General features: G+C 54.3%; 14 protein-coding genes. 9 read left to right on the top strand and 5 right to left on the bottom strand.

The genetic code is table 11. From position 1 onward, the window contains the following. Positions 1-24 precede the first annotated feature (24 nt). Together rapA and rluA are read left to right on the top strand one after the other, a co-directional pair. On the top strand, positions 25-2931 hold the full coding sequence (rapA, locus tag ACQG2Q_RS03420; RefSeq protein WP_063849747.1) for an RNA polymerase-associated protein RapA: 2907 nt from the start codon (positions 25-27) through the stop codon (positions 2929-2931). A gap of 12 nt (positions 2932-2943) precedes the next feature. Then, positions 2944-3603, top strand: a complete 660-nt coding sequence (gene rluA, locus ACQG2Q_RS03415; protein ID WP_003856412.1) for a bifunctional tRNA pseudouridine(32) synthase/23S rRNA pseudouridine(746) synthase RluA — start codon at positions 2944-2946, stop codon at positions 3601-3603. Between the two features lie 31 nt (positions 3604-3634). Here rluA and djlA read toward each other — a convergent pair whose 3' ends face one another. Beyond that, entirely contained in the window at positions 3635-4450 is an 816-nt protein-coding gene (djlA, locus tag ACQG2Q_RS03410) for a co-chaperone DjlA (RefSeq protein ID WP_023299305.1), read from the bottom strand. A gap of 239 nt (positions 4451-4689) precedes the next feature. Here djlA and lptD point away from each other — a divergent pair, with 239 nt between their 5' ends. From lptD to apaH, 6 genes are read left to right on the top strand one after another with little or no spacing between them, the layout of a single operon-like run. Beyond that, positions 4690-7047, top strand: a complete 2358-nt coding sequence (gene lptD, locus ACQG2Q_RS03405; RefSeq protein ID WP_063849746.1) for an LPS assembly protein LptD — start codon at positions 4690-4692, stop codon at positions 7045-7047. A 53-nt stretch (positions 7048-7100) separates the two neighbouring features. Then, positions 7101-8387, top strand: a complete 1287-nt coding sequence (gene surA, locus ACQG2Q_RS03400; RefSeq protein ID WP_003856417.1) for a peptidylprolyl isomerase SurA — start codon at positions 7101-7103, stop codon at positions 8385-8387. After that, a complete protein-coding gene (gene pdxA / locus ACQG2Q_RS03395; RefSeq protein ID WP_022647019.1) occupies positions 8387-9373 on the top strand; it encodes a 4-hydroxythreonine-4-phosphate dehydrogenase PdxA in 987 nt (328 codons plus the stop codon). Before surA ends, pdxA begins: the two co-directional genes overlap by 1 nt. Then, positions 9370-10191, top strand: coding sequence for a 16S rRNA (adenine(1518)-N(6)/adenine(1519)-N(6))-dimethyltransferase RsmA (gene rsmA / locus ACQG2Q_RS03390; protein ID WP_003856423.1), 822 nt, complete (start codon positions 9370-9372; stop codon positions 10189-10191). The genes pdxA and rsmA overlap by 4 nt, the downstream gene beginning before the upstream one ends. A 3-nt stretch (positions 10192-10194) precedes the next feature. Next, on the top strand, positions 10195-10572 hold the full coding sequence (apaG, locus tag ACQG2Q_RS03385; protein ID WP_003856425.1) for a Co2+/Mg2+ efflux protein ApaG: 378 nt from the start codon (positions 10195-10197) through the stop codon (positions 10570-10572). A 4-nt stretch (positions 10573-10576) separates the two neighbouring features. Next, a complete protein-coding gene (gene apaH, locus ACQG2Q_RS03380; RefSeq protein ID WP_022647017.1) occupies positions 10577-11425 on the top strand; it encodes a bis(5'-nucleosyl)-tetraphosphatase (symmetrical) ApaH in 849 nt (282 codons plus the stop codon). A 39-nt stretch (positions 11426-11464) separates the two neighbouring features. Here the strand turns inward: apaH and folA are convergent, their stop codons facing one another. The 3 genes from folA to kefF all read right to left on the bottom strand — a co-directional run bounded on the left by folA (position 11465) and on the right by kefF (position 14447). After that, entirely contained in the window at positions 11465-11944 is a 480-nt protein-coding gene (gene folA / locus ACQG2Q_RS03375) for a type 3 dihydrofolate reductase (RefSeq protein ID WP_003856431.1), read from the bottom strand. Positions 11945-12058: 114 nt separating this feature from the next. Continuing rightward, positions 12059-13924 (bottom strand): glutathione-regulated potassium-efflux system protein KefC, encoded by a 1866-nt coding sequence (gene kefC / locus ACQG2Q_RS03370; RefSeq protein ID WP_022647016.1) that lies wholly within the window; start codon positions 13922-13924, stop codon positions 12059-12061. After that, complete coding sequence (gene kefF / locus ACQG2Q_RS03365) at positions 13917-14447, bottom strand: glutathione-regulated potassium-efflux system oxidoreductase KefF (RefSeq protein WP_426759061.1); 531 nt, start codon at positions 14445-14447, stop codon at positions 13917-13919. The genes kefC and kefF overlap by 8 nt, the downstream gene beginning before the upstream one ends. A 376-nt stretch (positions 14448-14823) precedes the next feature. Between kefF and ACQG2Q_RS03360 the strand changes: the two genes are divergently transcribed. Then, a complete protein-coding gene (locus tag ACQG2Q_RS03360) occupies positions 14824-17799 on the top strand; it encodes an autotransporter outer membrane beta-barrel domain-containing protein (RefSeq protein ID WP_063849745.1) in 2976 nt (991 codons plus the stop codon). A 49-nt stretch (positions 17800-17848) separates the two neighbouring features. Here ACQG2Q_RS03360 and ACQG2Q_RS03355 read toward each other — a convergent pair whose 3' ends face one another. Further along, the gene (locus ACQG2Q_RS03355) at positions 17849-18082 is read right to left on the bottom strand and encodes a YgdI/YgdR family lipoprotein (RefSeq protein ID WP_003856439.1); all 234 of its coding nucleotides are present in this window, start codon (positions 18080-18082) and stop codon (positions 17849-17851) included. Positions 18083-18130: the final 48 nt, after the last annotated feature.

Genomic DNA, 18130 nt, shown 5'->3' with positions numbered 1-18130 from the left:
ATTAAAGATTAGAGCCGAACAACTATGCCTTTTACACTTGGTCAACGCTGGATCAGCGATACAGAAAGCGAACTTGGATTAGGAACCGTCGTTGCCGTCGATGCGCGCATGGTTACCCTCCTTTTCCCTGCTACCGGTGAAAACCGCCTGTACGCTCGCAATGACTCCCCTGTTACCCGCGTAATGTTCAATCCGGGTGATACCGTGACCAGCCATGACGGCTGGCAACTGAAGGTTGAAGACGTAAAAGAAGAGAATGGACTGCTCGCCTACATCGGAACGCGTCTTGATACCGACGAGACAAATGTCATCCTGCGTGAAGTGCTGCTCGACAGCAAACTGGTGTTCAGCAAGCCGCAGGACCGTCTGTTTGCCGGGCAAATCGACCGAATGGATCGCTTCTCCCTGCGCTACCGCGCGCGTAAGTTCCAGAGTGAGCAGTACCGCATGCCGTGGAGCGGCCTGCGCGGTCAGCGTACCAGCCTTATTCCCCATCAGCTGAATATCGCCCATGACGTGGGCCGTCGCCATGCGCCTCGCGTGCTGCTGGCTGACGAAGTGGGCCTGGGTAAAACCATCGAAGCAGGCATGATCCTGCACCAGCAGCTGCTCTCTGGCGCTGCCGAGCGCGTGCTGATTGTGGTTCCAGAAACGCTGCAACATCAGTGGCTGGTTGAAATGCTGCGCCGCTTTAACCTGCGCTTCTCCCTGTTCGACGATGAGCGCTATGCCGAAGCCCAGCACGACGCGGACAACCCGTTTGAAACCGAACAGCTGGTCATTTGTTCCCTGGACTTCGTGCGCCGCAGCAAGCAGCGCCTGGAGCATCTGTGCGACGCTGAATGGGATCTGATGGTCGTCGACGAAGCGCATCACCTCGTCTGGAGCGAAGACGCGCCAAGCCGTGAATACATGGCGATTGAGCAGCTTGCCGAGCGCGTACCGGGCGTTCTGCTCCTGACCGCCACGCCGGAGCAGCTGGGTCTTGAGAGCCACTTCGCCCGTCTGCGTCTGCTCGATCCCAACCGTTTCCACGATTTTGAGCAGTTTGTTGAAGAGCAGAAAAACTACCGCCCGGTGGCGGACGCCGTCGCGCTGCTGCTGGCCGGTAATCGTCTCTCTAATGATGAGCTTAACACTCTCAGCGATCTGATTGGCGAGCAGGATATTGAGCCGCTGCTTCAGGCCGCGAACAGCGACAGCGATAATGCGGGATCCGCGCGTAAAGAGCTGATCGACATGCTGATGGATCGCCACGGTACCAGCCGCGTGCTGTTCCGTAACACCCGTAACGGCGTGAAAGGCTTCCCGAAACGCGAGCTGCACACCATCAAACTGCCGCTGCCGACCCAGTACCAGACGGCGATTAAAGTCTCCGGCATTATGGGTACCCGTAAATCTGCGGAAGATCGCGCGCGCGACATGCTCTACCCGGAGCAGATTTATCAGGAATTCGAAGGCGACACCGGCACCTGGTGGAACTTCGATCCGCGCGTGGAGTGGTTGATGGGCTACCTCACCGCTCACCGTTCCCAGAAAGTGCTGGTGATCTGCGCCAAAGCCGCTACCGCATTGCAGCTGGAGCAGGTTCTGCGTGAGCGCGAAGGCATTCGCGCCGCCGTGTTCCACGAAGGCATGTCCATAGTTGAGCGCGATCGTGCAGCAGCCTGGTTTGGTGAAGAGGACAGCGGCGCGCAGGTTCTGCTGTGCTCTGAAATCGGTTCTGAAGGCCGTAACTTCCAGTTCGCCAGCAATCTGGTGATGTTCGATCTGCCGTTTAACCCGGATCTTCTGGAGCAGCGTATCGGCCGTCTGGATCGTATCGGGCAGGCGCACGATATTCAGATCCACGTGCCGTATCTGGAGAAAACCGCCCAGTCCGTGCTGGTGCGCTGGTACCACGAAGGGCTGGACGCGTTTGAACACACCTGCCCGACCGGCCGCACCATTTACGATCAGGTCCATGGCGATCTGATCGGTTACCTGGCCGCGCCTGAAAATAGCGAGGGCTTTGATGAGCTGATTAAATCCTGCCGTGAGAAGCACGACGCACTGAAAGCGCAGCTGGAGCAGGGTCGCGATCGCCTGCTGGAGATCCACTCCAACGGCGGTGAAAAAGCGCAGCAGCTGGCCGAAAGCATTGAAGAGCAGGACGACGACACCAGCCTGATCAGCTTCTCCATGAATCTGTTCGACATCGTCGGTATAAACCAGGACGATCGCGGCGAGAACATGATCGTGCTGACCCCGTCCGATCATATGCTGGTGCCGGATTTCCCGGGCCTGCCGGAAGACGGCTGCACAATCACCTTTGAGCGTGATGTGGCGCTGTCCCGCGAAGACGCACAGTTCATTACCTGGGAGCACCCGCTGATCCGCAACGGTCTGGATCTGATCCTCTCCGGCGATACCGGCAGCAGCACCATTTCCCTGTTGAAGAACAAAGCCTTGCCTGTGGGCACGCTGCTGGTGGAGATGATCTACGTTGTGGAAGCGCAGGCGCCGAAACAGCTTCAGCTTAACCGCTTCCTCCCGCCAACGCCGGTGCGTCTGCTGCTGGATAAAAACGGTACGAATCTGGCCGGCCAGGTGGAGTTTGAAAGCTTCAACCGTCAGTTGAGCGCGGTGAACCGCCATACCGGCAGCAAGCTGGTAAATGCGGTGCAACAGGACGTGCATGCCATTCTGCAACTGGGTGAAACCCAGGCCGAAAAAGCGGCCAGAGTGCTGATTGATGCGGCGCGCAGCGAAGCCGATGAGAAGCTTTCTGCCGAGCTGTCGCGTCTGGAAGCGTTGAAAGCGGTGAACCCGAACATTCGTGACGATGAGCTGGCCGCAATTGAGAGCAACCGCCAGCAGGTGCTGGAAAGTCTGAATCAGGCGGGATGGCGTCTCGACGCCCTGCGTCTTATCGTTGTGACGCATCAGTAAGCGGAGCGCAAAATGGTAATGGAGCCCTACAATCCCCCGATGGATCCGTGGCTGGTCATTCTGTATCAGGACGAGCACATTATGGTGGTTAACAAGCCGAGCGGCCTGTTGTCCGTGCCGGGGCGTCTGGAAGAGCATAAAGACAGCGTGATGACGCGTATCCAGCGCGATTATCCCCAGGCCGAGTCTGTCCATCGTCTGGATATGGCGACCAGCGGCGTGATTGTGGTGGCTCTTAATAAGGCGGCAGAACGTGAGCTGAAGCGTCAGTTCCGCGAGCGCGAGCCGAAGAAGCAGTATGTCGCCCGCGTGTGGGGCCATCCGGCGCAGGCGGAAGGGCTGGTGGATTTACCGCTGATTTGTGACTGGCCGAACCGGCCAAAGCAGAAGGTGTGTTATGAAACCGGCAAGGCTGCGCAGACCGAGTATGAAGTGCTGGAGTACGCGCCGGATAATACCGCGCGCGTCCTGCTGAAGCCGATTACCGGGCGCTCCCATCAGCTGCGTGTGCATATGCTTGCGATGGGTCACCCGATTCTGGGTGACAGATTCTATGCGCCGCCGGAAGCGCTGGCGTTAGCGCCGCGCCTGCAACTGCATGCGCAGACGCTCACCATCACCCACCCTGCTTTCGGCAACGCCATGACGTTCAAAGCCCCGGTGGACTTCTGAAAAAATGGCCCGACACTGTCGGGCCATTTTTTTATTTAAAACCTTTCTGCTCTTTAATCAGCTCGTAGGCTTTCTGGATTTCCTGCGCTTTCTGTTTCGCCATCTCCATCATCTCAGGCGGCAGGCCTTTCGCCACCAGCTTATCCGGATGGTGCTCGCTCATCAGCTTACGATAGGCGCGTTTGATGGTCGTGACATCGTCAGAGGGCTTCACGCCGAGGACATTACAGGCATCTTCAAGCGTAGGGCCACGCTGCGCCTGCTGCCAACCGCCACCGGACGATTGCTGTTGATAACCGCCGCCAAAGTGCGCGCCGCCCTGCATCATGCGCAGGAACTGATCGAACTGCATGCGGGAAATGCCCAGCTCTTCAGCAATCACATACAGGACGTCCCGTTCATTCGGATGCAGAGAGCCATCCGCGAAGGCGGCCTGGATTTGAATTTCCAGAAACATCCGAATTAAATCAAAGCGCCCGAAGCAGATGCTACGGAACTGCCGCATTTTTTCACGCAGCGGGTAGTTATCCGCTTTACCAATCCTGAATGCATTCTGCGCCGCGACGCGGGATTCGCCGTGCAGATTCATGCGATCCATAAAGACGCTGGCAACCTGAATATCGGCTTCCGTTACGCGCCCTTTTGATTTGGTTAAGTGCCCCATCACCTCGAAGGTGGTGGAGAAGAAGAGTGACTGGCGCTCGCGCTGGTTGGCAAACCAGGCCATTTTGCGGCTGCGTGCTTTATCAAACATATGGCCGATAATGAGGCCAAGAACAACACCCCAGAATCCGGCACCCATAATAATTGCGAACGCAACGCCGATTATTTTACCCCAATACTGCATATACTCCCCGAATGGTCATGTTCCTGGCCGACGCAACGCCATCATTACAGTGGTCGCGCCACGGTCAATTGAGGGACATCGCCTATAATTTGCATTATCATACTCGTCATTCGATAGCGAGCCTAACACTCTGGCGCGCAAACGGGCAGGATTAACGCTGGTACTGCGCTGATGAGTAAGATAGTCTCTGAGCGTTTGTAAGCCGTAGCCACTGATGACGGAACAATAAAATACAACGTATGAAAAAACGTATCCCCACCCTTCTGGCCACAATGATTGGCACCGCCCTGTATAGCCAACAGGGGCTCGCAGCCGATCTCGCCTCGCAGTGTATGCTTGGCGTCCCAAGTTACAATCGCCCACTGGTGAAAGGCGATACGAATGACTTACCCGTCACCATTAATGCCGACAGCGCAAAAGGTAATTATCCTGACAATGCAACCTTTACGGGCAATGTCGATATTAACCAGGGAAACAGCCGTCTGCTGGCTGACGAAGTGCAATTGCACCAGAAGCAGCCGGAAGGTGCTCAGGCGCCTGTCCGTACGGTGGATGCGCTGGGTAATGTGCACTATGACGACAATCAGGTCATCCTGAAAGGTCCGAAAGCCTGGTCGAATCTGAATACCAAAGACACCAACGTCTGGGAAGGTGATTATCAGATGGTCGGTCGTCAGGGGCGCGGTACCGCAGACCTGATGAAGCAGCGCGGCGAGAACCGCTACACCATTCTCGAAAACGGCTCGTTTACGTCCTGTTTGCCAGGGTCAAATACCTGGAGCGTTGTGGGCAGCGAAGTGATCCACGACCGTGAAGAACAGGTTGCAGAGATCTGGAACGCCCGTTTTAAACTCGGCCCGGTGCCCATTTTCTATAGTCCTTACCTGCAACTGCCTGTGGGTGACAAACGTCGTTCAGGCTTCCTGATCCCGAACGCCAAGTACAGCACGTCGAACTACTTTGAGTTCTACCTGCCGTACTACTGGAACATTGCGCCCAACATGGACGCCACGATCACGCCGCACTACATCCATAAGCGCGGTAACATCATGTGGGAGAACGAATTCCGCTATCTGACCAAAGCGGGCGCGGGTCTGATGGAGTTTGATTATCTGCCATCAGATAAGGTGTTCCAGGACGAACATCCGAGCGAAGGTGATAAGCACCGCTGGATGTACTACTGGCAGCACGCCGGGGTAATGGATCAGGTTTGGCGCTTCAACATCGACTACACCAAAGTCAGCGATCCGTATTACTTCAACGACTTCGACTCTAAATACGGGTCCAGTACCGACGGTTACGCCACGCAGATATTCAGCGTGGGCTACGCCATTGAAAATTTTGACGCAACGGTGTCGACCAAGCAGTTCCAGGTGTTTGATACGCAAACAAACAGCACCTACGGTTCAGAGCCGCAGCTGGACGTGAACTGGTACCAGAACGATGTGGGTCCTTTCGACACGCACGTTTACGCGCAGGCGGTCCATTTCGTCAACACCAACTCAGATATGCCGGAAGCTACGCGTCTGCATATCGAGCCGACGATCAACCTGCCGTGGTCAAACGACTGGGCGAGCCTGAATACCGAAGCCAAAGTGATGGCCACCCACTACCAGCAGAAAAATATTGATAAATACAATGCGAATCCGAACAACGCGAACGATCTTGCAGATTCAGTAAACCGTGTCCTCCCTCAGTTTAAAATGGACGGCAAGCTGATCTTCGAACGCGATATGGGCATGCTCGCAGATGGATATACCCAGACGCTTGAGCCACGTATGCAGTATCTGTACGTGCCTTATCGCGATCAGAGCAAGATTCAAAACTACGACTCGTCCTTACTGCAATCTGACTATAGCGGCCTGTTCCGCGATCGTTCCTACGGTGGCCTTGACCGTATTGCGTCAGCAAACCAGTTAACGACCGGCGTCACAACGCGCGTTTATGATGATGCTGCCGTTGAACGTTTTAACGTTTCTGTTGGTCAAATCTACTATTTCACAGAATCACGCACTGGCGATGATAAAATTCAGTGGGAGAAAGACAACAAAACGGGCTCACTGGTATGGGCGGGCGACACTTACTGGCGCATGACGGATCGTTGGGGTCTGCGCGGTGGTGTTCAGTACGATACACGACTGGACAATATCGCGACGGGCAGCGCTGCCATCGAATATCGTCGTGATGAGGACCGTATGTTGCAGTTGACATACCGTTACGCCAGCCCGGAATACATTCAGGCGACACTGCCTAATTATTCCACTTCCGACCCATACAAAGACGGTATTTCACAGGTGGGTACCGCCGCGAGCTGGCCTATCGCCGATCGTTGGTCAGTCGTCGGAGCCTACTACTATGACACGAATGCCCAAAAACCTGCTGACCAGATGCTGGGTCTGCAATATAACTCCTGCTGTTACGCAATACGTGTCGGTTACGAACGCAAACTTAACGGCTGGGATACGCAAAACAGTCAGGGCAAATACGATAACGTGATTGGCTTTAATATCGAGTTGCGCGGCCTGAGCTCTAACTACGGTCTGGGCACGCAGCAGATGCTGCGCTCGAACATTCTGCCGTATCGTAGTTCATTGTAATGTGCTTGATTTACAACGTAATCCGCTTTGCGGTTAATTGAAATGGAAAAAGTATGAAGAACTGGAAAACGCTGCTACTCGGTGTCGCTATGGTTGCGAATACCAGCTTCGCGGCCCCACAGGTTGTCGATAAAGTCGCGGCTGTGGTTAACAACGGCGTCGTGCTTGAAAGTGACGTTGACGGTTTGATGAAATCTGTAAAGCTCAACTCGGGCCAGGCAGGTCAACAACTTCCGGATGACGCTACGCTGCGCCACCAGATCCTGGAACGTCTGATCATGGATCAGATTGTCCTGCAAATGGGCCAGAAAATGGGTGTGAAGATCTCTGACGAGCAGCTCGATCAGGCGATCGCCAACATTGCAAAGCAGAACAACATTACCCCGGACCAGATGCGTAGCCGCCTGGCCTATGACGGCATCAGCTATGCCACCTACCGTAATCAGATCCGTAAAGAGATGCTGATTTCAGAAGTGCGTAACAATGAAGTCCGTCGCCGCGTCACCATCCTGCCTCAGGAAGTGGATGCCCTGGCGAAACAGGTGGGTAATCAGAATGATGCCAGCACTGAACTTAACCTGAGCCACATCCTGATCCCACTGCCGGAAAACCCAACCTCCGATCAGGCGGCTGAGGCGGAAAGTCAGGCGCGCGCTATCGTTGAGCAGGCGCGTAATGGCGATGACTTCGGCAAACTGGCGATCACCTACTCTGCTGACCAGCAGGCGCTGAAAGGCGGTCAGATGGGCTGGGGCCGTATTCAGGAGCTGCCATCCCTGTTTGCCCAGGCGCTGAGCACGGCGAAGAAAGGCGACATCGTCGGTCCAATCCGTTCCGGTGTGGGCTTCCACATTCTGAAAGTGAACGACCTGCGCGGTCAGAGCCAGAACATTTCGGTTACCGAAGTGCATGCGCGCCATATCCTGCTCAAACCGTCTCCGATCATGACTGACGATCAGGCCCGTGCGAAGCTGGAACAAATCGCCGCAGACATCAAGAGCGGTAAAACCACCTTCGATAAAGCGGCAAAAGAGTTCTCTCAGGATCCTGGCTCTGCAAACCAGGGCGGTGACCTGGGTTGGGCGGCAGCGGATATTTACGATCCAGCTTTCCGCGATGCGTTAATGAAGCTGAATAAGGGTCAGATGAGCGCGCCAGTGCACTCCTCCTTCGGCTGGCATCTGATCCAGCTGATGGACACGCGCAACGTGGATAAAACCGACGCGGCGCAGAAAGATCGTGCGTATCGCATGCTGTTTAACCGTAAGTTCTCTGAAGAAGCCGCAACCTGGATGCAGGAACAACGCGCCAGCGCTTACGTGAAAGTGTTGAGCAACTAATGAAACCGCATCGTGTTGTGATCACTCCCGGCGAACCCGCCGGGATTGGGCCTGACCTTGTGGTTCAGCTCGCCCAGCGCAGCTGGCCGGTGGAGTTGGTTGTTTGCGCAGATGCAACACTGTTACAAGACCGGGCAGCCTTGCTCGGTCTGCCTTTAACGCTCCTCCCTTACGTTGAAGGCCAACAGCCCGCACCGCAGCAGGCTGGTACTCTCACCCTGCTTTCAGTTCCGCTCCGTGCACCTGTTGTCCCCGGTGAGTTACACATCGAAAACGGCCACTACGTTGTCGAGACGCTGGCGCGCGCCTGTGACGGTTGCCTTCAGGGCGAATTTGCAGCCCTGATCACCGGTCCGGTGCATAAAGGCGTAATCAACGACGCGGGCATTCCGTTTACCGGGCATACCGAATTTTTCGAAGAGCGTTCGCACAGCCCGAAAGTGGTGATGATGCTGGCAACCGAAGCAATGCGCGTTGCGCTGGTAACAACGCACCTGCCGATCAAAGCCATTCCGGATGCCATTACGCCTGAACTCCTGCGTGAGATCATTGGCATTTTGCATCACGATCTGCAAACCAAATTCGGTATTCCGCAGCCGCATGTGCTGGTTTGCGGCCTGAATCCGCACGCGGGTGAGGGCGGACATATGGGCACTGAAGAGATCGACACCATCATTCCGGTGCTTGAGGAGATGCGGGCGAAGGGGATGAACCTCAGCGGGCCACTGCCTGCCGACACCCTTTTCCAGCCCAAATACCTGGATAAAGCCGATGCCGTACTCGCGATGTACCACGATCAGGGTCTGCCCGTGCTAAAATACCAGGGATTTGGTCGCGGGGTGAATATCACCCTCGGCTTACCCTTTATTCGAACGTCCGTTGACCACGGTACTGCGCTGGATCTGGCAGGCCAGGGAAAAGCGGATGTCGGCAGTTTTATCACGGCGCTTAATCTCGCCATCAAAATGATTGTTAATACTCAATGACTAATCGAGTCCATCAGGGCCACTTAGCCCGTAAACGCTTCGGGCAAAACTTCCTCAACGATCAGTTTGTGATCGACAGTATCGTTTCTGCCATTAATCCGCAGAAAGGCCAGGCCATGGTCGAAATCGGCCCGGGTCTTGCCGCGCTGACCGAGCCGGTAGGCGAACGCCTTGACGAACTGACCGTTATCGAACTCGACCGCGATCTGGCCGCGCGTCTGCAAACGCACCCTTTCCTCGGGCCGAAGCTGACGATTTATCAGCAGGATGCGATGACCATGAACTTTGGCGAACTGTCAGAAAAAATGGGACAGCCGCTGCGCGTGTTCGGTAACCTGCCGTACAACATCTCCACCCCGCTGATGTTCCATCTGTTTAGCTATACTGATGCCATTGCCGACATGCACTTCATGTTGCAAAAAGAGGTCGTTAACCGTCTGGTTGCAGGGCCGAACAGTAAAGCGTATGGTCGTTTAAGCGTGATGGCGCAATATTACTGCAACGTGATCCCGGTATTAGAAGTGCCGCCTTCCGCGTTCACGCCACCACCAAAAGTGGATTCTGCGGTTGTGCGCCTGGTGCCACATAAAACGATGCCGTATCCGGTCAAAGACCTGCGCGTGCTGAGCCGTATCACGACAGAAGCCTTTAACCAGCGCCGTAAAACGATTCGTAACAGCCTTGGCAATCTGTTTACCGTTGACGTGTTAGCTGAGTTGGGCATCGACCCGGCAATGCGTGCGGAAAATATTTCCGTAGAGCAGTACTGCAAGCTGGCTAATTACATCAGCGACAATGCGCCGCCGAAGGAGAGCTAAGCCATGATTGATTCGCCCCGCGTCTGTGTTCAGGTTCAAAGCGTCTACATTGAGTCCCAATCCACACCGGATGAAGAACGTTTTGTCTTTGCTTATACCGTAACCATTCGCAATCTGGGGCGGATGCCTGTGCAACTGCTCGGGCGCTACTGGCTTATCACCAACGGCAATGGCCGCGAAATTGAAGTCCAGGGTGAAGGTGTGGTCGGTGAACAACCCCATATCGCCCCTGGCGAAGAGTATCAGTACACCAGCGGTGCGGTCATTGAAACGCCACTGGGTACCATGCAAGGCCATTACGAAATGGTCGATGCCGACGGTAATGCTTTCCGCATTGCTATTCCTGTGTTCCGTCTCGCCGTACCTACACTTATTCATTAATCTAATGTCTACATATCTGATTGGCGACGTTCACGGTTGCTACGATGAACTGATCGCATTATTAAAACAGGTCGATTTTACTCCCGGGCAGGACACGCTCTGGCTTACAGGCGATTTAGTGGCGCGCGGCCCTGGCTCCCTTGACGTCCTGCGTTACGTCAAATCTCTGGGCGACAGCGTGCGGCTGGTACTGGGCAACCACGATCTGCATCTGCTGGCCGTATACGCCGGGATCAGCCGTAATAAGCCGAAAGATCGCATTACCCCCCTGCTGGAAGCACCGGATGCCGATGAGTTGCTCAACTGGCTGCGTCGCCAGCCACTGCTACAGATTGACGAAGAGAAAAAGCTGGTGATGGCTCATGCCGGCATCACGCCTCAGTGGGATCTTGAGACGGCAAAAACCTGCGCGCGCGACGCCGAAGCGGTGCTGGCGAGCGACTCCTACCCGTTCTTCCTCGATGCGATGTACGGCGACATGCCGAATAACTGGAGTGATGACCTCAGCGGCCTGGCGCGGCTACGTTTTATCACCAATGCTTTTACGCGGATGCGCTACTGCTTCCCGAACGGGCAGCTGGATATGTATTGCAAAGATACGCCGGAAAATGCCCCTGCGCCGCTTAAGCCATGGTTTGCGATTCCGGGCCCCGTGACAAACGAATATAGCGTGGTATTTGGGCACTGGGCATCACTGGAAGGAAAAGGCACCCCGGAAAATATCTATGCGCTGGATACCGGATGCTGCTGGGGCGGGGATTTAACCTGCTTACGCTGGGAAGATAAAACCTACTTTGTCCAGCCATCCAACCGACAGCTGGATTTAGGCGAGGGAGAGGCGGTCGCCTCCTGAAGATGTTTATCCTCTCCCTTTGGGGAGAGGATAAAAACGTTAACGACGTTCCAGAATTTCGAAGCAGTAGCTGTGCGAGTTCTGCGCATCCGCATCGTGAAACTCACTGAATACGGACTCCCACTCGTCCGGATCGTAATCCGGAAAATGGGTATCCCCTTCCACTTCCGCATCAATGTGCGTCAGATACAGTTTCTGCGCTTTTGGCAGGAACTGCTCATACACGCGACCACCACCGATCACCATGATCTCTTCGGCATCGCCGCAGGCGGCAATCGCTTCATCAACGGATTTCACCCACTGCACGCGATCGTCAGTGCCCGGCTGGCTACTGATCACAATATTCTTACGACCCGGCAATGGACGACCAATCGACTCCCAGGTCAGGCGGCCCATCACTACCGGCTTGTTTAACGTAGTACGTTTAAACCATGCGAGATCGGCAGGCAGGTTCCACGGCATGGCGTTTTCCATGCCGATAACGCGGTCTACCGCCAGCGCTGCAATCAGACTGATCATTGAAAATTTCCCGGATGCAAAAAATTGCCGCCACTATACGGAAAGCTTAATCTTTCGTCGACTGGCGGCAGGGTAAAGAATTAGAAATTTTTTAATATTGCTGGCAACTCCACTTCACGCAGAGGGTTTACTCTCCGGTTCATCCGCAGGATCGCCGGTATGCTTGCCCTCTTCCGTCCCCTGCCAGCCGTGGCGCTGAACCAGCGACAGGTGATTACGATCCTCGTTGATGATTTCCGTCAGCATGGTGCTGGTGCGTTTAAACACCGCTGCGCGTTCGGTTGCCGTACTGCTCGCCATCGCCACCATCTCTTCCACCATCTCATGGTTAAAGCGGCGGAACAGATCGGCACGTTCACGCGCTTCATACGCACCAAGCCCCAGACTTTCCAGCGCCATGCGGCCAGATTTGAGCGCCCCTTCGAAGGTTTCACGTTCAGGGGCTGCCACCCCCGCCTGACGCAGCTGGATGTAGTGATCCACATCGCGCGCACGGGAGATAATGGTCAGATGCGGAAAATGCTCTTTAACCAGCTCAACCATCTGCATGCTGGTCTCAGGATCGTCGATGGCGTTAATCAGCACCTCGGCTTTCGCCGCCCCGGCGGATTCCAGCAGGTCCGCCCGGGTCGCATCACCGTAAAACACTTTCATATCGAATTTACGCAGCGTATCAACATGGTCAGGATCGTGATCGAGGATAACCATTTTCACACCGCTGGAGAGCAGTAAACGGCCTGCGATCTGCCCGAAGCGGCCAAATCCGGCGATGATCACGCGCGGCTGCTCCTCGTCGATCTCATCGGCTTCTCGCTCCTGTTCGCTTCCCGTTTTTTCCAGACGCGTCAGCAGCACCAGCAGAATTGGCGTTGCGGCCATCGACAGCGCGACCGCCAGCGTCAGCGCTTTTGCCCATTCCGGATCGAGTACATTTGCCATTTGCGCTGCGCCAAAGACCACGAAAGCAAACTCACTCCCCTGCCCCAGCAGCACGGCAAACCAACGGCGTTGCGGTTTTGGCACGTTTAACGGTCGGGCAATCAGCCACAGCATCGCCATTTTAATGACCAGGAAACCCACCAGCAGAATGATGATGCGCAGCGGGTGGGTTACCAGCGTCCCGAAGTCGATAGACATCCCGACGCCGATGAAAAACAGCCCAAGCAGCAATCCTTTAAACGGCTCGATATCGCTTTCCAGCGCGTGACGATATTCGGAGCTTGCCAGTAAGACCCCTGCGAGGAAAGCGCCCATCGCCATCGACAGCCCAGCCTCTTCAAGCAGCAATCCAAAACCAAACACCAGGAATAACGCAACGGCGCTGAATACTTCGCGCAGGCCAGAGCGAGCCACAAAGCGCAGCAACGGACGCGTTACGTAGCGCCCCAGAAGAATTACCAGCGCCAGCGCACCGACAACCTTCAGCGCAGATAAGGCAAATGCCCCCAGCGTCGTTGAAGCGCCGCTGGTTGCCAGCAGCGGGATCATCGCTACCAGCGGGATGGCGGCAATATCCTGGAACAGCAGTACGGAGAAGGTGCTGCGCCCCATTTGCGAGACCGTCAGGTTACGTTCGTTCATTGCCTGCATGGCAATCGCCGTCGAGGAGAGCGCCAGCGTCATGCCGATCAGCTCTGCGACTTTCCACTCCATCCCCAGCAAAATGCAGAACCCGCCCAACAGCAGACCGCAGGCCAGCATTTGCAAAGCGCCACCGCCAAACACCGAGGCGCGCAGTTTCCACAGCCGCTGCGGATCCAATTCCAGGCCAATCACAAACAGCATCAGCACCACGCCGATTTCCGCAAAATGCAGGATTGACTCGGCATCCGTCACCAGCCGAAAGCCCCAGGGGCCAATCACACACCCGGCAATCAGATAGCCGAGCACCGAGCCCAGCCCCAGACGGACCGCCACGGGCACAATTAATGCCGCCGCGCCGAGGTAAATCAGCGCCTGTATCATCGTATGGCTATCCATTGTGCCCCTCCTGCCACTCGAGTAAGCGTTGTTTGTAGTGACGAGCCTGCGCCTGCAAGGTTTCATCGTCGCAGACAAAGGTACAGTGCATTGCAAAAGGCGGAAGCCAGTTCAGGCCACAGTAAAGGGCGGTAGCCTGGAGCGGCTGCGCCAGCACGTCAAATCCGGGGAAAGCGCCAATCTCAAAGTGGCTTTCACCCCCACCGGTGGTTACAGCCCACATCAGGCTTTTTCCCTGAAGCGCTTTGCCGTTGTGTCCGTATGCCCAACCGTGCGACAAGACTTTGTCGATCCACAATTTCAGCAGCGGAGGTGTGCGGTACCACTGCATCGGATGCTGCCAGACGATCAGATCGGCACGAGAGAGCGCCTCCTGTTCGGCGGCGACATCGATACTGAAATCAGGATAGAGTTGATAGAGGGAACGTATCTCAACGTTTTCGAGCGTCCTTGCCTGCTCAAGCATCCGTTTATTCGCATGCGAATGTTGCGGATAGGGATGCGCATAAATTATCAGAACCATGAATATGCCTGTCTTTTACTTTTCTTGTAGCATTGAGTGTAGACAGTTACCACCCCGACTTAAAGGGGCTATCTAACGGTTAAAAGTAAAACGCAAGTATTGGCAACCCATCCCACCTTACCAGCGACAGTGGCGCTAAACACGAAGAGCGATACGCGAGACAAATTCATCCTACAAAATAGTTATGGCCATTCATATTATCAACAGATATTTTTAGCGAAACTTAAGTCATTATTTAATAAATCAACCTGTACATAACCTATTGAAAAAAATAATAATTTTATGCTTTTTTTGTTTTAAGCTCACGCTTTAAGACGGACTAAATACGTTTTACGCACGTTATCTAATGTTCCTTCTCACTCAAATGGATGTGTACATGAGCAACAATTTCTTTAGATTAAATCATACAACCAAAACTCTTGGAAAGATATTTCCTGCCTTGTTGATATGCACCCCTGCGGTTGCGTTTTCTGCAACGATTGACCAATCAACTTCTGTTCCTCAAGATTTCTCAGCCGATGCTGAATATATTATTAATAAAAACGTGACGATCTCCTCCGCCGGTAGTGAAGCGGCGGTATCGGTCTCTGGGTTTGCGATCGATAATGTCACTAACAAAGGAAATATTTCCGGTACAGGAACTGGCCTCGATATTAATACTGGCGCGCAACGTGTAGTTATTAACAATGACAGTGGTGCAACCATTTCTTCCACCACTGCGAATGCTGTGAATATTCAGTCATTACTCGGCGATTTCAACAACAATGGAAATATCATCGGTGCGGAAAATGGCATTTATGTCAGTGAAAGCTCCTCAGCAGTAAATATTACCAACACCAGCACTGGAGTGATAAAAGGAAAAACAGGCCTGAGTTCTCAGACTGGCATTGGTATTAATAACAGTGGTGCAATTATTGGTACAAGCGGTGACGCTATCACACTAGGCACTGGCAATACAAAGATATTAAACAGTGGTACGGTACAAGGAACCCAGAACGGCATTAATGTAAAAGATACGGCAAAAGTAGATATTACGAATAGCGGAACGATTAGTGGCGATACTGCGGCTATTATGTTCGCCAGCAATAAAAATAACACCCTGGTACTTGATACGGGTTCCACTCTTATCGGTGACGTTATTTCCACCAATTCCATGGGAAACACTCTCACTCTGATCGGCACCGGTACGGAAGACAGTAACTTCGTGGGTCTGAATGAAGGCGACGGTTTTGCCAGCGTAAAAATGGAGGGTGAAAGCTGGGCACTGTCGGGCGATCTCGACATTATTGGCTCTGGCGACTCCTTGCTGATAGAGACTGGCGCGTTAACCCTGTCGGGTGCGGTATCGAATACCGGTAATACGCGGGTGGCCAAAGACGCCTCGCTGCAACTGGGCGATGGCGAAAAAACTGCGACGCTCAGCGGTGGGCTCACCAACAATGGTACCGTCATTTTTAATCAGGGTAGCGATTTCACTTTCGCCACCGACATGACCGGTAGCGGTAACGTCGAAAAAGTTGATTCCAACACGCTGACCCTGACAGGCAAAAATAGCTATACAGGGAATACGGTTCTGCACGGTGGCACCACGCTGGTCTCCACCGGCGCAACGCTCGGCGTCAAGGGCAGTAACGCCACCGTTACCGTTGAAAACGGCGCGACCTTTGCCACCGCAGGCGAAGTGAACAACAACATCGCGATTCTTAGCGGCGGTACGCTGGCGGCATGGAATGCAGTCCAGGGTAACTCCACGCTCAGCGCTTCCGGTGTTGATACCATCAACGGCAACGTGGCTAATGGCGGCACGCTGTTGCTGAGTGCGGCTGATAATAGCGTTGGCAATAATTTTACGATTAATGGCGACTACACCGGCTCTGACGGTAGCCAGATTGTGATGAACAGCACTCTGGGTGAAGACAACTCACCAACTGACCACCTCACCATTACGGGCAGCAGCTTCGGTCAGTCCGGCGTCAGCATTACCAACATTGGCGGCGCAGGCGCGCAAACCATTAACGGTATGGAAATTGTCAGCATTGGCGGCAGTTCCGAAGCCCAGCTGACGCTGGCAAAACCGGTCGTCGCAGGCGCCTGGGAATATAACCTCTACCAGCACAGTGACGGAAACTGGTATCTGGAATCAAAGGCGACGCCTTCTGATGATCCTTCCGACGACACCGATGACGGTGGCAATAATGATGACGGCGGTAACACCGACGGCGGTGGCAACACCGATAATGGTGGTAACACAGATGACGGTGGTAACGCCGATGATGGTGGTAACACCGACAACGGCGGCAACACTGACAACGACGGCAACACCGATAACGGCGGCAACACTGACAACGGTGGCAACACCGATAACGGCGGCAACACCGATAACGGCGGCAACACCGATAACGGCGGTAACAGTGCCCCGGAAGTTATGGCACCTGAAGTGGGTGCTTACTTAGGTAACTACCTTGCCGCGCAGAGCATGTTCCTGCATAAGCGCGACGATCGCGACCAGCTCACTTTCCGCAATGAAGACGATCTGAACACCTGGATGTACGTTAAGGGTCGCTATCATGAGAACGATGCGGGTGGCGATAAAGTCAGCTACGACACCACCACCACCGTTCTGCAAGTCGGCAGCGATTTCATGAGCAAGCCAATGGATAACGGCATCCTGCGTGCCGGTGGTATGTTCGGTGCTGGCCAGGCGAAGACCCACTCTGATGCGAAGCACAACGTGCGTGACGCACAGGGTAAGGTTGATGGCTTTAATGTTGGGCTGTACGCCACCTGGCAGGAAGATCAGAAATTACGTCTGGGCAGCTACGTTGATACCTGGGCCGCTTATAGCTGGTACAACAACAAAGTCACCAGCAATCGTAACGATGAAGATTACGATAGCGAAGGTTTCGCCGCGTCTGTTGAAGTCGGCCACGCGTGGGTTATCCAGTCTGAAAATGAACGTACATGGAAGATCGAGCCACAGGCGCAGGTGATCTACAGCTATCTCGATCAGGAAAATCACACCGATCGCGACGGCGTTCGCGTAACCACGCTGGACAATGACAGCGTCTTTGGTCGTCTTGGCGTTAAAGCAAGCTACTTCCAGCAGAAGGACGTCAAGGCCTGGCAGCCATACGTCGCAGTTAACTGGTTGAAAGGTGCTGGTCAAAACGATCTGGCATTCAACGACGAAACCGTCAGCAACGATACGCCAGAAGATCGTGGTCAGTTAGAGCTGGGCGTAACCGGCAACCTGAACGAAACCACAACGATCTCCCTGCGTGCCAGCGGTGAGTGGGGTGAAAACAGCTATGCCGCTTACGGCGGTCATATTTTGTTAAACCATCGCTGGTAATCGATCATTCTGACGCAAAAAAAGCAGTGGCATGTGCCACTGCTTTTTTTTAGTTATCCAGCTCACCCATTGATTTAACCTGGTCACGGTTAATCTGTTCAGTTTGACCGGTTTCGGCGTTTTTGTACGATACCAGACCGGTATCGTCATCCACCTGCGGTTTCCCGTCAGTAACGATAGTTTTACCATCGGTGGTTTTTACGGCCTGATTTGACGAACAGCCCGCCACGGTGAACATTGCAGTGGCAGCCAGAACGGAAGCGATCAGTAGTTTATTTTGCATGGTGTTTTCCCCTGCTCTCAGTTGAATTTTCGTTATCGACCTAACCAT

This window comes from Enterobacter cloacae complex sp. 370H10 (assembly GCF_050031535.1).
Lineage (GTDB): Bacteria > Pseudomonadota > Gammaproteobacteria > Enterobacterales > Enterobacteriaceae > Enterobacter > Enterobacter intestinihominis.
The sequence above is the reverse complement of the archived record's forward strand: the minus strand, read 5'-3'. Positions and strand labels throughout refer to the sequence as shown.

What these genes read in the sequence shown, in the direction of transcription:
- ACQG2Q_RS03355 (WP_003856439.1), bottom strand. Translation starts at nt 18,082, where the DNA reads ATGCAAAATAAACTACTGATCGCTTCCGTTCTGGCTGCCACTGCAATG.
- rsmA (WP_003856423.1), top strand. Translation starts at nt 9,370, where the DNA reads ATGACTAATCGAGTCCATCAGGGCCACTTAGCCCGTAAACGCTTCGGG.
- pdxA (WP_022647019.1), top strand. Translation starts at nt 8,387, where the DNA reads ATGAAACCGCATCGTGTTGTGATCACTCCCGGCGAACCCGCCGGGATT.
- djlA (WP_023299305.1), bottom strand. Translation starts at nt 4,450, where the DNA reads ATGCAGTATTGGGGTAAAATAATCGGCGTTGCGTTCGCAATTATTATG.
- kefF (WP_426759061.1), bottom strand. Translation starts at nt 14,447, where the DNA reads ATGGTTCTGATAATTTATGCGCATCCCTATCCGCAACATTCGCATGCG.
- ACQG2Q_RS03360 (WP_063849745.1), top strand. Translation starts at nt 14,824, where the DNA reads ATGAGCAACAATTTCTTTAGATTAAATCATACAACCAAAACTCTTGGA.
- kefC (WP_022647016.1), bottom strand. Translation starts at nt 13,924, where the DNA reads ATGGATAGCCATACGATGATACAGGCGCTGATTTACCTCGGCGCGGCG.
- folA (WP_003856431.1), bottom strand. Translation starts at nt 11,944, where the DNA reads ATGATCAGTCTGATTGCAGCGCTGGCGGTAGACCGCGTTATCGGCATG.
- apaG (WP_003856425.1), top strand. Translation starts at nt 10,195, where the DNA reads ATGATTGATTCGCCCCGCGTCTGTGTTCAGGTTCAAAGCGTCTACATT.
- lptD (WP_063849746.1), top strand. Translation starts at nt 4,690, where the DNA reads ATGAAAAAACGTATCCCCACCCTTCTGGCCACAATGATTGGCACCGCC.
- surA (WP_003856417.1), top strand. Translation starts at nt 7,101, where the DNA reads ATGAAGAACTGGAAAACGCTGCTACTCGGTGTCGCTATGGTTGCGAAT.
- apaH (WP_022647017.1), top strand. Translation starts at nt 10,577, where the DNA reads ATGTCTACATATCTGATTGGCGACGTTCACGGTTGCTACGATGAACTG.
- rluA (WP_003856412.1), top strand. Translation starts at nt 2,944, where the DNA reads ATGGTAATGGAGCCCTACAATCCCCCGATGGATCCGTGGCTGGTCATT.
- rapA (WP_063849747.1), top strand. Translation starts at nt 25, where the DNA reads ATGCCTTTTACACTTGGTCAACGCTGGATCAGCGATACAGAAAGCGAA.